The 13153-nt window shown below is 72.3% G+C and carries 13 protein-coding genes and 1 pseudogene; 6 read left to right on the top strand and 8 right to left on the bottom strand.

Features of this window, described 5'->3' with window-relative positions:
* Positions 1–82 precede the first annotated feature (82 nt).
* Positions 83–1071: pseudogene (locus tag AMK11_RS21370) on the top strand (ATP-binding cassette domain-containing protein).
* Positions 1068–1895: an ABC transporter permease gene (locus tag AMK11_RS21365; protein WP_073729601.1), complete on the top strand. Its 828-nt coding sequence runs from the start codon at positions 1068–1070 to the stop codon at positions 1893–1895. Before AMK11_RS21370 ends, AMK11_RS21365 begins: the two are co-directional and overlap by 4 nt.
* Before the next feature lie 69 nt (positions 1896–1964).
* Here AMK11_RS21365 and serC read toward each other — a convergent pair whose 3' ends face one another.
* On the bottom strand, positions 1965–3083 hold the full coding sequence (gene serC / locus AMK11_RS21360) for a phosphoserine transaminase (RefSeq protein WP_073729599.1): 1119 nt from the start codon (positions 3081–3083) through the stop codon (positions 1965–1967).
* 110 nt (positions 3084–3193) lie between these two features.
* Between serC and AMK11_RS21355 the strand changes: the two genes are divergently transcribed.
* Positions 3194–6058 (top strand): FAD-binding and (Fe-S)-binding domain-containing protein, encoded by a 2865-nt coding sequence (locus AMK11_RS21355; protein WP_073729597.1) that lies wholly within the window; start codon positions 3194–3196, stop codon positions 6056–6058.
* Between the two features lie 6 nt (positions 6059–6064).
* Here the strand turns inward: AMK11_RS21355 and AMK11_RS21350 are convergent, their stop codons facing one another.
* The 4 genes from AMK11_RS21350 to AMK11_RS21335 form a co-directional block, all read right to left on the bottom strand.
* Positions 6065–7267, bottom strand: a complete 1203-nt coding sequence (locus AMK11_RS21350; RefSeq protein WP_073729595.1) for an alpha/beta hydrolase family protein — start codon at positions 7265–7267, stop codon at positions 6065–6067.
* A gap of 133 nt (positions 7268–7400) precedes the next feature.
* Complete coding sequence (locus AMK11_RS21345; protein WP_073729593.1) at positions 7401–7694, bottom strand: hypothetical protein; 294 nt, start codon at positions 7692–7694, stop codon at positions 7401–7403.
* Positions 7691–7933 (bottom strand): hypothetical protein, encoded by a 243-nt coding sequence (locus AMK11_RS21340; protein WP_073729591.1) that lies wholly within the window; start codon positions 7931–7933, stop codon positions 7691–7693. The genes AMK11_RS21345 and AMK11_RS21340 overlap by 4 nt, the downstream gene beginning before the upstream one ends.
* A 137-nt stretch (positions 7934–8070) precedes the next feature.
* Entirely contained in the window at positions 8071–8799 is a 729-nt protein-coding gene (locus AMK11_RS21335; RefSeq protein ID WP_073729589.1) for a GntR family transcriptional regulator, read from the bottom strand.
* A 55-nt stretch (positions 8800–8854) separates the two neighbouring features.
* Here AMK11_RS21335 and AMK11_RS21330 point away from each other — a divergent pair, with 55 nt between their 5' ends.
* The 3 genes from AMK11_RS21330 (at position 8855) to AMK11_RS21320 (ending at position 11345) form a co-directional block, all read left to right on the top strand.
* Positions 8855–9670 (top strand): class I SAM-dependent methyltransferase, encoded by an 816-nt coding sequence (locus AMK11_RS21330; protein WP_073729587.1) that lies wholly within the window; start codon positions 8855–8857, stop codon positions 9668–9670.
* 37 nt (positions 9671–9707) lie between these two features.
* Positions 9708–9962 (top strand): GntR family transcriptional regulator, encoded by a 255-nt coding sequence (locus AMK11_RS21325; RefSeq protein ID WP_073729585.1) that lies wholly within the window; start codon positions 9708–9710, stop codon positions 9960–9962.
* A gap of 108 nt (positions 9963–10070) precedes the next feature.
* Positions 10071–11345, top strand: a complete 1275-nt coding sequence (locus AMK11_RS21320) for an integrin alpha (RefSeq protein ID WP_241847027.1) — start codon at positions 10071–10073, stop codon at positions 11343–11345.
* A gap of 17 nt (positions 11346–11362) precedes the next feature.
* Here the strand turns inward: AMK11_RS21320 and AMK11_RS21315 are convergent, their stop codons facing one another.
* From AMK11_RS21315 to AMK11_RS21305, 3 genes are all read right to left on the bottom strand, one after another.
* Positions 11363–11932 (bottom strand): dihydrofolate reductase family protein, encoded by a 570-nt coding sequence (locus AMK11_RS21315; protein WP_073729583.1) that lies wholly within the window; start codon positions 11930–11932, stop codon positions 11363–11365.
* Positions 11933–11983: 51 nt separating this feature from the next.
* Positions 11984–12598: a dihydrofolate reductase family protein gene (locus AMK11_RS21310; protein ID WP_073729581.1), complete on the bottom strand. Its 615-nt coding sequence runs from the start codon at positions 12596–12598 to the stop codon at positions 11984–11986.
* 90 nt (positions 12599–12688) lie between these two features.
* A complete protein-coding gene (locus AMK11_RS21305; protein ID WP_073729579.1) occupies positions 12689–13141 on the bottom strand; it encodes an NUDIX hydrolase in 453 nt (150 codons plus the stop codon).
* Between the last annotated feature and the right edge of the window lie 12 nt (positions 13142–13153).

Here is a 13153-nt window from a genome sequence, read left to right as displayed (position 1 = left end):
AGGTCCGCGCGATAAAACTGGGTACGGTGTACGCGCAATCGGGTACGGTGTACTCAGTTAGGGAGTGAAAGGGGGACCACCCATGAGCGACGGACACGCGGTACGGGCCGAGGGGCTGGAGAAGAGGTACGGCGACAAACGCGCCCTCGACGGCTTCGACCTGGCCGTCCGCGAGGGCACCGTGCACGGGCTGCTGGGGCCGAACGGCGCGGGCAAGACCACCGCCGTGCGCATCCTGTCCACGCTGATCCGGCTGGACGGCGGGCGCGCGAGGTCGCCGGCCTCGATGTCGCCCGGCAGGCCCGTGAGGTACGGGCGCGGATCGGCCTCACCGGGCAGTACGCGGCCGTGGACGAGGTGCTCACCGGCCGGCAGAACCTGGAGATGTTCGGGCGGCTGTTCCACCTGGGCGGCAGGCGCGCCCGCGCCCGTGCCGTGGAGCTGCTGGAGCAGTTCGACCTGACCGACGCCGCCGACCGGGGCGTCGGCAAGTACAGCGGCGGCATGCGGCGCCGCCTCGACCTCGCCGCCTCGATGATCCTGGCCCCGTCCGTGCTGTTCCTGGACGAGCCGACCACGGGCCTGGACCCGCGCAGCCGGGGCGAGGTCTGGGACTCGGTCCGCGCCCTGGTGGCGAGCGGCACGACGGTGCTGCTGACCACGCAGTACCTGGAGGAGGCCGACAAGCTGGCCTCCCGCATCACCGTCATCGACCGGGGCCGGGCCATCGCCGACGACACCCCGGACGGGCTGAAGAACCTGGTCGGCGGCGACCGGATCGAGGTCGTGGTCGCCGACCGCGCCGAGATCCCGGAAGTGGTGAAGACGGTCGCCCGGGTCTGCAAGGGCGAACCGGAGGTGGAAGAGGAGGCGCTGCGCGTGCACGCCCCGGTCACCGACCGGGTGTCGGCCCTGACCGAAGTGGCCCGCACCCTCCAGGACGAGGGCGTCGCCGTGGAGGACATCGGGCTGCGCAGGCCGAGCCTGGACGACGTGTTCCTGCGCCTGACCGGACACCGTACGAGCGCGGAGCCCGCGCGGCACGCGGAGAAGGAGGCGGTGGCGGCATGAGCGCCCTCGACCTGACGACGGCCCCGGCCGCCGAGCGCGGCCGCCTCTACTGGCTGCTCGCCGACTGCGGCAACATCGTCCGCCGCGGCCTGACCCACTACCAGCGCCAGCCCGTCAACATCGCCTGGCAGCTGGGCTTCCCCATCCTCTCCGTCCTCCTCTACGGCTATGTCTTCGGCAGCGCGATGACCGTGCCCGGCGGCGGGGACTACAAGGACTTCCTGATGCCCGGCATGTTCGTGATGACCATGGCCTTCGGCTTCATCAACACCGCGACGGTCGTCGTCTACGACTCCACCAAGGGCGTCATCGACCGGTTCCGCTCCATGCCGATGTCGTCGTCGGCGGTGGTGGCCGGACGGGGGGTCACGGATCTGGTCGTCGCCTGCGCCGAGCTGGCCATCATGATGCTGACGGCACTGGCCATGGGCTGGCGGCCGGACGGCGGCTGGGGATTCCTGGCGGCCTTCGGACTGCTGCTGTGGCTGCGGTTCGCGCTCATCTGGATCGGCGTGTGGCTGGGTCTGCTGGTCCCCAACCCGGAGGCGGCGGGCGGTCTGTTCGCCGTGGCCTTCCCGCTCACGATGATCTCCAGCATCTTCGTCGCCCCGCAGCTCATGCCGGACTGGCTGGGCTGGGTGGCCGCCTGGAACCCGATCTCCTCCACGGCCGCGGCCGCCCGCGACCTGTTCGGCACCCCGGTCGGCGGCGGCGACTCCTGGGTCGAGCAGCACGCGCTGCTGATGGCGGGGGTGTGGCCGGTGATCCTGACGGCGATCTTCCTGCCGCTGGCGGTACGGAGGTTCCAGCGGCTGAGCCGGTAGGCCCGAGGAAGCGGTGAGGGGCGCCCGGCGAATCGCCGGGCGCCCCTCACCGTCGTACGACGGCTGTCGCTACAGCTTCTCGATCACGTAGTCGACGCACTTCGTCAGCGCCTCGACGTCCGCCGGGTCGATCGCCGGGAACATCGCGACGCGCAGCTGGTTGCGGCCGAGCTTGCGGTACGGCTCGGTGTCGACGACGCCGTTGGCGCGCAGCACCTTGGCGACGGCGGCGGCGTCGATGTCGTCGGAGAAGTCGATGGTGCCGATGACCTGGGACCGCTTGGCCGGGTCGGAGACGAACGGGGTGGCGTACTTGGCCTCCTCCGCCCAGGAGTACAGGCGGGTCGAGGAGTCCTTGGTGCGGCCGGTGGTGAAGTCCAGGCCGCCCTGGCCGTTCATCCACTCCAGCTGCTCGCCCAGCAGGAACAGCGTGGCGAGGGCCGGCGTGTTGTACGTCTGGTTCTTGCGGGAGTTGTCGATCGCGGTCGGGAGCGAGAAGAACTCCGGGACGTGGCGGCCGGACGCGTGGACGCGCTCGGCGCGCTCGATCGCGGCCGGGGAGAAGACGCCGATCCACAGGCCGCCGTCGGAGGCGAAGGACTTCTGCGGGGCGAAGTAGTAGACGTCGGTCTCGGCGATGTCGACCGGCAGACCACCGGCGCCGGACGTCGCGTCGACCAGCACGAGGGAGCCCTCGTCCGCGCCGGCAACCCGTTTGATCGGCATGGCGACACCGGTCGAGGTCTCGTTGTGGGTGAACGCGTACACGTCCACGCCGGCCTCGGCCCGCGCCTCGGGGTGCGTGCCCGGGTCGGCGGAGACGACGGTCGGCTCGGCCAGCCAGGGCGCCAGCTTAGCGGCCTTGGCGAACTTGGAGGAGAACTCGCCGAACGTGAGGTGCTGCGACTTGTTCTCGATCAGACCGTGGGTCGCGATGTCCCAGAACGCGGTGGAGCCGCCGTTGCCGAGGACCACCTCGTAGCCGTCGGGGAGCCGGAACAGCTCGGAGATGCCCTCACGGACCTTGCCGACCAGGTTCTTGACGGGCGCCTGGCGGTGGGAGGTGCCGAGCAGGGACGTACCGGTGGCGGCCAGGGCGTCCAGCGCCTCCACCCGCACCTTGGAGGGACCCGCGCCGAATCGACCGTCCGCGGGCTTGATGTCAGCAGGAATCTGGATCTCAGCCACGTGCCGGAGCGTATCCCCTCGGCCAAACCGGACGAAGACATGTCCGTCCGATGAGACGAGATCTCCGTCTTGCGGACCTGTGCCAAGCGACAAGCGCTCATGCTGGAAGCATGACCGATCTGGAGGCAGCACTGCGCAGGGCCGTCCGCGGCGAGGTCGGATTCGACGTCACGTCCCGGGCGCTGACCACGATGGACGCGTCCAACTACCGGAGAGTCCCGCTCGGGGTGGTCGCGCCCAGGGACGCCGACGACGTGGCGGCCGTACTGGAGGTGTGCCGGGCGCACGGCACGCCGGTCGTCGCGAGAGGCGGCGGCACGTCGATCGCCGGCCAGGCGACCGGCACGGGCGTGGTCCTGGACTTCACCCGGCACATGAACCGCCTGGTCGCCCTGGACCCGGAGGCCCGCACGGCCGTCGTCCAGCCCGGCCTCGTCCTCGACCGCCTCCAGGAGGCCGCCGCCCCGCACGGCCTGCGCTTCGGCCCCGACCCCTCCACCCACAGCCGCTGCACCCTCGGCGGGATGATCGGCAACAACTCGTGCGGCTCCCACTCGGTGGCGTGGGGCACGACGGCGGACAGCGTGCGCGAGCTGTCGGTGCTCACGGCGCGGGGGAGGCCCGCGCGGCTCGGGCCCGGCTGGGCGGGGGCACCGGAGGGCCTGCGCGAGCTGGTCGACGGCGACCTGGCGCGCCTGCGCACCGGCTTCCCGGACCTCCCCCGCCGCATCTCCGGCTACGCGCTGGACGCGCTGCTGCCGGAGAACGGCGCGGACGTGGCCCGCTCCTTCTGCGGCTCGGAGGGCACGCTGGGCGTGCTGACCGAGGCGGTCGTACGGCTGGTCGAGGCCCCGCGGGCACGTGCGCTGGCGGTCCTCGGGTACGCCGACGAGGCGGGCGCGGCGGAGGCGGCCGCCGGGCTGCTGCCCCTCGGCCCCCTGACCGTGGAGGGCATGGCGGTGGACCTGGTCCCGTCCACGGAGGGGCTGCCGCGGGGCGGGGCGTGGCTGTTCGTGGAGACGGGCGGCGACTCGGAGGCACAGGCGCGGGCGGCCGCCGAGGCGGTCGTACGGGCGGCGGACGACGCCGTGGACGCGCTGGTGGTGACCGACCCGGCCGGTCAGCGGGCGCTGTGGCGCATCCGGGAGGACGCGAGCGGCACGGCGACCCGGATGCCGGACGGTTCGGAGGCGTGGCCCGGCTGGGAGGACTGCGCGGTGCCCCCGGCCCGGCTGGGCGGCTACCTGCGGGACTTCAGGGCGCTGCTGACCGCCCACGGCCTGCGCGGCACGCCGTACGGCCACTTCGGCGACGGCTGCATCCACGTACGCATCGACTTCGACCTGCTGACGGACGCCGGGGTCGCCCGTTTCCGCCGCTTCTCGGAAGAGCTGGCGGACGTGGTCGTGGCGCACGGCGGCTCGCTCTCCGGGGAGCACGGGGACGGGCAGGCACGGGCGGAGCTGCTGCCGCGGATGTACGGCGAGGAGACGGTCGCCCTCTTCGAACGCGCGAAGGGCGTCTGGGACCCGGACGACCTCCTCAACCCCGGGATGCTGGTCCGCCCGGCCCCGCTCGACACAAACCTCCGTTTCTCCGTCCTGCCGCGCGAGCCGGTCGACGTGGAGTTCGGCTACCCGTCCGACGGCGGCGACTTCTCGGCGGCGGTGCGGCGCTGCGTCGGCGTCGCGAAGTGCCGTACGACGTCGGTGACCGGCTCGGCGGTGATGTGCCCCTCCTTCCGGGCCACGGGGGACGAGCAGCACTCCACGCGGGGCCGCGCCCGCCTGCTGCACGAGATGCTTGCCGGTGAGGTGGTGACGGACGGCTGGCGTTCGGAGGAGGTCCGGGACGCCCTGGACCTGTGCCTGTCCTGCAAGGGCTGCCGCTCCGACTGCCCGGTCGAGGTCGACATGGCCACGTACAAGGCGGAGTTCCTGCACCACCACTACGCGGGACGCCGCCGCCCGCCCGCCCACTACGCGATGGGGTGGCTGCCGGTGTGGCTGCGCTGGGCGGCGCGGGCGCGGGTGGCTCCGGTCGTCAACGCGCTCGCGTCCGTGCGGCCGCTGGCGGCGGTGGGGAAACGGCTGGGCGGGATCGCGAAGGAGCGGGACGTACCGCGTCTGTCGGGGGAGACGTTCAGCCGGTGGTGGCGGGGGCGCGGAGGACCGGTCGCCGAGGGTGAGCTGGTGGTCCTGTGGCCCGACACCTTCACCGAGCACCTGTCCCCCTCCGTGGGCCGGGCGGCCGTACGGGTTCTGGAGGCGGCGGGGCTGCGGGTGGTGCTGCCGCCGACACTGCGCGGACGGGCGGCGGTCGGCGACGGCACGTCGAGGTCGGCTCTGGCGCTGCTGGCCGCCCGCCGGAGCCGCGTCTGCTGCGGCCTGACCTACGTGTCGACGGGCCAACTGGACCGCGCCCGCGCGGTGATGCGCCGCACGCTGGACCTGATGACGCCGGTGCTGGAGACGTCCGCCCCGGTCGTCGTCCTGGAGCCGAGCTGCGCCGCCGCCCTGCGCACGGACCTGCCCGAGCTGCTGCACGACGATCCGCGGGCCGCCCGCCTCGCCGCCCGCGTCCTGACCTTCGCACAAGCCCTGGAACGCCACGCCCCCGACTGGACCCCGCCCACCGTGAACCTCCCGGCGACCGGCCAGACCCACTGCCACCAGCACGCGGTCCTGGGCGACGCGGCCGACCGCCGCCTGCGCGAGGCGGCCGGCCTGACCGGTGAGCTGAGTGGCGGCTGCTGCGGTCTCGCGGGCAACTTCGGTTTCGAGGACGGCCACTACGAGGTGTCGGTGGCTTGTGCGGAGGACCAACTGCTCCCGGCGGTGCGCGAGGCGCCGGACGGGGCGGTGGTCCTGGCGGACGGCTTCTCGTGCCGGACGCAGCTGGAACAGCTGGGCGGGGTGCGGGGGCGGCACTTGGCGGAGGTGTTGGCGGAGGGGCTGGAGCAGAGGCCGGAGTGACGGGAGCTACGGCCGGTGGAACTCGACCTCGGGACGGGATGCCGTGGGGCCGTCGAGCAGCGGCTGTGGGACGCCCCGCAAGTGGAGCTCGAAGAAGGCGGCGACGTAGTCGCGGGTGATGTGCCAACTCCGCTCACCTGAGAGCGGAGCCTCCGGGTCCGTCGGCAGCCCCAGCCGGTCGCCCAGCCAGGGGAAGTCGGTGAAGGAGAAGTGCCCGGCTCCGTCGACGGTCAGCCAGCGCTTCCAGCCGTGCAGGCGGCTCCAGGCGCCGTCCCAGTCGGTGATGTCGCCGCCGGGGCTGTGGACGCTCTCCGCGCCGAGCATCAAGAAGGGCCGCTCGCCGATCCCTGCCCCGGCGTCGTCGACGAAGAAGTTGCCGTCGAGATCGGCGCCGGCCCGCACCCGGCGGTCGGCGGCCATGGTCGCCGCGGCGGTCGCTCCGCCGATCGAATGCCCGGCTGCCCCGATCCGCCGGGGGTCGATCATGCGGGCCAGCGCCCCGGTCCTCCGGCGGTCCGTCAGCTCGTCGATCACGAACGACAGGTCGGCCGTCCTCCCGCGCACCACACCGGCGAACTCGGCACGTCCGTCGACCTTTTCGCAGGCCACGCAGGGCATGACCCGGCCTCCGGGGAACTCCGTGGCGAGCGATTCGTAGGCGTGGTCCACGGCGGCGACGACGTAACCGCGACTGGCCAGGTCGTCGGCGAGCGAGGTGAGCGTGGTGCGCGGCATCCCGAATCCGGGGGACAGCAGCACCAGTGGGAAGCGTCCGCGCGCTGGGGCGGCGCCGACCCGCGCGTGCGTCCGGGTGCCGGCCAGCGTCTCGGCCGGCACGACACCGGTCAGCCCCCTCGCCTCCAGCAGGAGCCGTGCCTCGTCGGCCGTCACGTACGCCGCCGGTGACCCGGCGCCCGTCCGGCGGGCCGGGTACGACACGGACACCAGCAACTCCCGTCCCCGCGCCGTCGGCACCCAGGGGTCGGTGCGGTGCCGGTCGACGAGGTGCAGGGTGCGGCGCCCCACCGGGTGCGGTCCGGCGGGGCGCGGCAGCTCGGGCGCGCTGGTGCTGCGCGTCCCCGGCACTGAGTACTGGGTCTGCGCGTGCGCCTGCTGAGAAGCCGACGCGGGCGCGGCGCCCAGCAGCGGGACGGCCAACGCGCACGTGAGCAGGGCGGCCACTGCGGCTCTGCGTGGTCTAGTGGTCATGTCCCGAAGCTAGGTTCTCGACTGGGCTCAACACATCGGTCCTGGGCGCCGCTTGGCGTACGACCAGGGGGTGACGTCGGAGCGCGGGGTGATACCGCGGGGCGATGGGAGAGAGACGGCTCGTGTCAGAGTCTCAGCCCCCGGAGTCGACGGCTTCCAGCCGTCGGCCGCGGCTCTCGGCCACTCGCAGGGCGTTGGCGAGGCATTCCGCAAGTCGCTCCGCGAGGTAGCGGAGTTCACCGGGCGGTGTGCCCGGGAGGAGTTCACGGGCATGGGCGAGCAGCTCTGCGCCCATGCCGAGCTGGGTGACCTCGGTGGTGTCAGCGAGTCGGGAGACGGGGCCACCGTGGTCGTCGGTGACGAGGTAGCAGGGCTTGCCCTCGGGCCCTGACCAGGGGAGCAGGCGGGGTTCGCGCGGTGCGGTCATGCCACTGTCTCCAGCTCGTACGGGGTGGGGAGGAGGACGTACGGGCGTACGGCCACGGTTTCTGTGCCGTCGAGGGTGGCGGGCAGGCCGTAGGGGCTGCGGTGGGTGGGGAGGGGAATTGCGGCAGGGCGGTGAGGGGTGGGGAGAACCGCCGGGGGCGGGACGGTTCCGCGGTGGGCTCCTCGGGGGCGGAGGGACAGGCTCACCCAGGTGATGAGGTGGCCGATAAGGTCGGTCATGCCATCAGCTCCGATCAGGATTCAGCTGGTGGCCACGCCCCGGGGCCGGTCGGACGGTCGCCGGGGTCTCGCCGTGTGGGCGGGCGTGGCGGCACGACAAAGACTGGACCGGTGGACCGGTCCAGTCAAGCAGGACGTCAGTTCCCGCACCGCATGGGGTAGTTGTCGGTCTGCTCGTAGACGTGGGAGGGCGTGACGCCCTCCTCGCACACCAGGGCACGTCGCTCTTGATCGAAGGCGGTATGCAGAACGACGGCGACCGCGGCCGGCTGTTCCACTTCCAGGAGCCGCGCCTCTTCGTCTGTGGCCAGGCGCACGGTCGTCACGTCGTGACCCTCCACGGGCCCACGGCCCGTCTCGCGGCGGACGTAGTGTGTCGTGCCCTCGGCGATCGGCCCCTTCGCGGACAGGCGCGGTGCGGCGTCGGCCACCGAGGCCGGGAACCACGCGGTTACCAGACTGTGCGGCGAGCCGTCGTCGAGCAACATGAGGCGGACCCGGCGCAAGGCCTTCTCGTCGGCTGCCAGCCCCAAGGCCTCGGCGACATGAGCAGGCGGAACCGCACGGTCCGGCGGGCCGATGCGGCGGTACGGCGATCCGCCGGACAGCCGACTGGAGCCCACCCCTCGCCCACCGGCAGGCCGGGCTACGGGGGTTTCCGTCACGAGGAAGCCGGAGCCTTGTCGTGCGACGACGAGGCCGTCGTGCCGCAGGATGTCGTACGCCTTGACCACGGTGGCCCGCGATACGCCCCACTGTTCGGCCAGGTCGCGGCCTGATGGCAGGAGGTCGCCCGGATCGAATTCGCCGTTCGCGATCCTGGTACGCAGATCATTGGCGATCTGCTCGTACTTCAGCAGCGGCATGGCACTCTTTCCCGATCACTGGACTGGTCCACCGGTTCGCCACCAGAATGCATGGATGACGAGCCTTGAGGTAACGCCGGAGATCGTGAGGTTCTACAGCGAGAGCGTCGACGAGGCGGACCGGTTGGTCGCCACGGCCGACGGACGTCTGGAGATGGTACGTACGCAGGAGTTGCTGCGCCGCCACCTCCCCCAGGCTCCGGCTCGGGTGCTCGACGTCGGCGGCGGACCCGGCACGCACGCCCGCTGGCTCGTCGAGGACGGGTACACGGTCCACTTGGTGGATCCCATTCCCCGTCACGTGCAGCAGGCCAGGGACACGGGCGCGAGTGCCGAGATCGGTGACGCCCGGCACCTCACGGCCCATGGCGACTCCTACGACGTCGTGCTCATGCTGGGCCCCCTGTACCACCTGCCGCAACGGGCGGACCGGGACCGTGCGCTGGCAGAGGCCCGCCGCGTGCTCAAGCCCGGCGGGCTGCTGGCCGTCGCGGGTATCAACCGGTACGCGTCGCTGTTCGAGCATGCCGCTTACGCGCACCTGCACAAGGAGTCGATGCGGGAGAGCATCGAGACCATCCTCGCCACTCAGATCCACGACGGAAAGAAGGCGTTCACCACGGCGTACTTCCACAGTGGGCAGCAGTTGCGCGACGAGGTGGCGGCGGCGGGCTTCGTCGGCGCGGACGTCTACGGGATCGAGGGGCCCGCGTGGTCCATGCTGGCGGCGGCGGAGCGGAACACCGGGCAGTCGTTCCGTGAGTCAAGCCTGTTCGAGTCGGTGCTCACCGCTGCCCGTCTGGCCGAGCCTCACCCGGAGCTGCTGGCGGCGAGCTCCCACCTGCTGGCCGTGGGGCGTCGACAGGAGTGACGCAGTCGGGTGAGGCGCACTCGATCGGGCTGGTTCGGTGATCGAGTTCGTTCCCGATGTCCCCCGTTGGCGCCAGGTCGCCGAGGTGGTGCGTGGCCGCATCGTCGACGGCACCTACGCGCCGCGTACGCGTGTTCCCTCCGTCGTGCAACTCAGCGCGGAATTCGGAATCGCGAACGCGACGGCTCACAAGGCTCTACGGGCGCTGCGCGAAGCAGGGTTTACCTACACAGAGCCCGGCCTCGGCTCTTTCGCCGTCCATCAGCCCAGTGGCATCGACCGGGTGCGGTAACGGACTTGCGACGCATGGACCGCTTCGCGGATCCGTAGCATCCGTCGTAGGACTCCCGAGCTCGACGGGGACGGCCACCCCGACCTGGCCTTCGGCTCGCAGGGGGACGTGGAGGGCGGGGCCGGGGGCGGCAGCATCGAGGTGGCGTACGGGACGGGGGGCGGGGTCGGGCTCGCGCGGTGTCAGTACCTGACGCAGGACGACCCCGGCGTACCGGGGAAGAACCGCGACGAGAGCTTCTTCGGGGCTGACGTGGTGGCGCGCGACCTCGACGAGGACGGGTACACCGACCTGGCCACCGTCGTCTTCGACTGGGAACCGAGCGTGATCGTCATGTGGGGCTCGGCGGACGGGCTGTCGCGGGCCGTGCGGGTGCCGGGGACGGACACCAGTCACGTCTCTTGGGACAACGATCCGATCCTGGACGAGCAGCTCGTCGCCGGTGACTTCGACGGCGACGGGCACGCCGACCTGGTCTTCGGGCTGGGCTCCGAGAAGGGGCTGCTCAAGGGGCCCTTCGCACGGGACGGCAGCCCGGCGGAGACGGCCGCGGTCCCGGCTCCGCGCCGGCCCTCGGGGGACGTCGACGACGCCAACTACCGCGACCTCGTCGCCGGGGACCTCAACGGCGACGGCGCCGACGAGCTGGTGACCTTCCACGAAGCCTGGTTCCCGGATGCTTCCTGGACCGAGACGCCGTGGCCGGTCGGCTACTTCGAGGGCGGCCCGGACGGCCTGACCCAGCCTGCCGGCGTCGACCTCCCCGACGCGGCGACGGCGGCCGTCGGTGACGTGGACGGCGACGGTTACGGCGACCTGGTCCTCAGCCCCCGGGGCGGCGACGCGAGCCGCAGTTCGGTGACGGTGGTGTACGGGTCGGAGTCGGGGCCGGGGAAACGCAGAACGACCATCGACCGCGACACCCCGGGCGTGCCCGGCGAGGAACCCCAGGACGAGGACGCCGTACTGGCCTCCCTGGACACCGGGGACGTGAACGGCGACGGGTACGCGGACGTGGTGGCCGGCGCGCCGCGATGGGACCCGTACTCCGAACCGGGTCCCGAGCAGGTGCTGTTCCTGGCGGGCGGCCCGGACGGACTCACCGGTGTGGGCGCCCGGGTGTTCGAGGGCGGTGACCTGCCGGGCTCCGCCGAGCGGGCAGGCTTCGGCGCGGAGGTGGCCCTCACCGACCTGGACGGCGACCACCGCGCCGACCTGGTGGTGGCCGAGCTGGGCGGCGACAGGACCGGCAGCTCCGCGTGGTTGCTGCCCGGTACGGACGACGGGCCGTCCGCCGGGAGTGTCACCCGGCTGTACGGGGACACCTTCGACGACAGCGGGAGGCTGGACCTGCTGATGGGGGGCGGGGGGATCGCTCACTAGCCACTAGCAACCAGCCGCTAGCCCCGTCGTACCACCCGGTGGCGCAGGTGCACCACCCCCGAGCCGAAGGTGCGGGTCTCGACGAGTTCGAGATCCACCCGGCGCTCGCCCCGAGGGAAGTACGGGATGCCGCCGCCGACCAGCACCGGGTAGACCATGACCCGGTACTCGTCGATCAGGTCGGCCTCGGCCGCCTGGGCGGCGAGGGTCGCGCCGCCGATCGCGATCTCGCCCTCCCCGGGTTCGGCCCGCAGCCGCTCGATCTCCTCCGCCACGCCGCCGGACGCCAGGCGGGCCCGGCCCCGCACCGTCGGCAGCGTGGTGGAGAACACCACCTTGGGGAGCGGGTTCCAGAGTGCGGCCCATTCGAGCTCGGCGTCGGCGAGCGTCCCCTCCCGCTCGGCGTCCTCCCAGTACAGCATCGTCTCGTACAGCCGCCGTCCCATGAGGTGGACGTCGATCTGTCGGATCTCGTCGATCCAGAAGCGGAAGACGTCCGGGTCGGGCTCGCCCCAGGCGAAGTCGCCGTCCGGCCCGACGATGTAGCCGTCGAGCGAGACGTTCATCGAATAGGTCACGTGGCGCATCGGAGTCCTCCTCGTACGGACGGGTTCGACCGTACGCCCGTTCCGCCGCCGTCACTTCCCGAAGCGGTACTTCAGGTGTGTCGCCAGGGGGGTGTGGACCACCCGGACCGGTTCGAGGTCGCCGCGGACGGCGCCCGGGCCCTCGAAGAGCCGCAGGCCGGCGCCGAGGAGCGTCGGCACCACGTGGAGCTGGAGCTCGTCGATGAGGCCCGCCCCGAGGTACTGGCGCACGGTGTCCGCGCCGCCCGCGATGTCGACGTCGCGGTCACCGGCGGCGGCCTTCGCCCGGTCGAGGGCGTTGTGGATGCCGTCGGTGACGAAGGTGAAGGTGGTGCCGCCCTCCTTGACCAGGGTGGGGCGGGGGCGGTTGGTGAGGACGAAGACGGGGGTGCGGAAGGGCGGGTTGTCGCCCCAGAACTCCTCGCCCGTGTCGTACATCGTCCGGCCCATGACCACGGCTCCGGTGGCGTCGAACCACTCGCGGACCAGCTCGGAGTCGCGGTTCTCGACCCCGCCGGTCATGCCCTGGCGCTCACGCCAGCTCGCCAGGGTGTGGATCCAGTCGAAGATCGGGGCGGCACCGTCGCCGCCCGGGTTGTCGAGGGTGACGTTCGGGCCGGCTACGTAGCCGTCGAGGGTGATGGCCAGGTCGGCGGTGACGGTCATGAGGGGCGCTCCTCGGAGGTGGGGTGTGCTGCCTTCACCCACGCGTCGATCGGGAGTCCGCGTTTTCGACACGCCGCCCGCGAAGGCGGCTCAGGGCGCCGTCTCGCCGCGCACCAGCGGGCCGCACACCGGCTGGGCGTCCTCGGGCAGGTCGTCCGGGTGACACCAGCGGGCCTCCAGGATCTCCAGCGGGTCGAGGCGCAGTTCGCCGCCCAGCAGCCGGGCCTCGTACGCCACCTCCAGCCGGGTGCGCAGGCCGCTGTTCAGCATGACCAGGCGGCCCGCCGCCACGTCCAGACCGGTCTCCTCCTTGACCTCCCGGACCACGGTGCGCCGGAAGTCCTCACCCTTGTGCGCGAAGCCGCTCGGCAGACCCCACTGGCGGCCCGGGGCCCACATCCGGTGCTTCAGCATCAGGACCCGCCCCTCGTCGTCCCGCACGACGCCGGTCACGCCGACCACGAACTTGGCGTTCACCAGCCACATCACGCGGCTCTGGACGGGGCGCAGCAGGCGCCAGAGGCGGGTCAGGAGTCGTCTCACGCAGCGGACGGT

The organism is Streptomyces sp. CB02414 (assembly GCF_001905385.1).
GTDB lineage: Bacteria > Actinomycetota > Actinomycetes > Streptomycetales > Streptomycetaceae > Streptomyces.
The sequence above is the reverse complement of the archived record's forward strand: the minus strand, read 5'-3'. Positions and strand labels throughout refer to the sequence as shown.

Excerpts from the sequence above, each read along its gene's own strand:
- AMK11_RS21365 (WP_073729601.1), top strand. The coding sequence starts at position 1,068 with ATGAGCGCCCTCGACCTGACGACGGCCCCGGCCGCCGAGCGCGGCCGC.
- AMK11_RS21355 (WP_073729597.1), top strand. The coding sequence starts at position 3,194 with ATGACCGATCTGGAGGCAGCACTGCGCAGGGCCGTCCGCGGCGAGGTC.
- AMK11_RS21350 (WP_073729595.1), bottom strand. The coding sequence starts at position 7,267 with ATGACCACTAGACCACGCAGAGCCGCAGTGGCCGCCCTGCTCACGTGC.
- AMK11_RS21345 (WP_073729593.1), bottom strand. The coding sequence starts at position 7,694 with ATGACCGCACCGCGCGAACCCCGCCTGCTCCCCTGGTCAGGGCCCGAG.
- AMK11_RS21340 (WP_073729591.1), bottom strand. The coding sequence starts at position 7,933 with ATGACCGACCTTATCGGCCACCTCATCACCTGGGTGAGCCTGTCCCTC.
- AMK11_RS21335 (WP_073729589.1), bottom strand. The coding sequence starts at position 8,799 with ATGCCGCTGCTGAAGTACGAGCAGATCGCCAATGATCTGCGTACCAGG.
- AMK11_RS21330 (WP_073729587.1), top strand. The coding sequence starts at position 8,855 with ATGACGAGCCTTGAGGTAACGCCGGAGATCGTGAGGTTCTACAGCGAG.
- AMK11_RS21315 (WP_073729583.1), bottom strand. The coding sequence starts at position 11,932 with ATGCGCCACGTGACCTATTCGATGAACGTCTCGCTCGACGGCTACATC.
- AMK11_RS21310 (WP_073729581.1), bottom strand. The coding sequence starts at position 12,598 with ATGACCGTCACCGCCGACCTGGCCATCACCCTCGACGGCTACGTAGCC.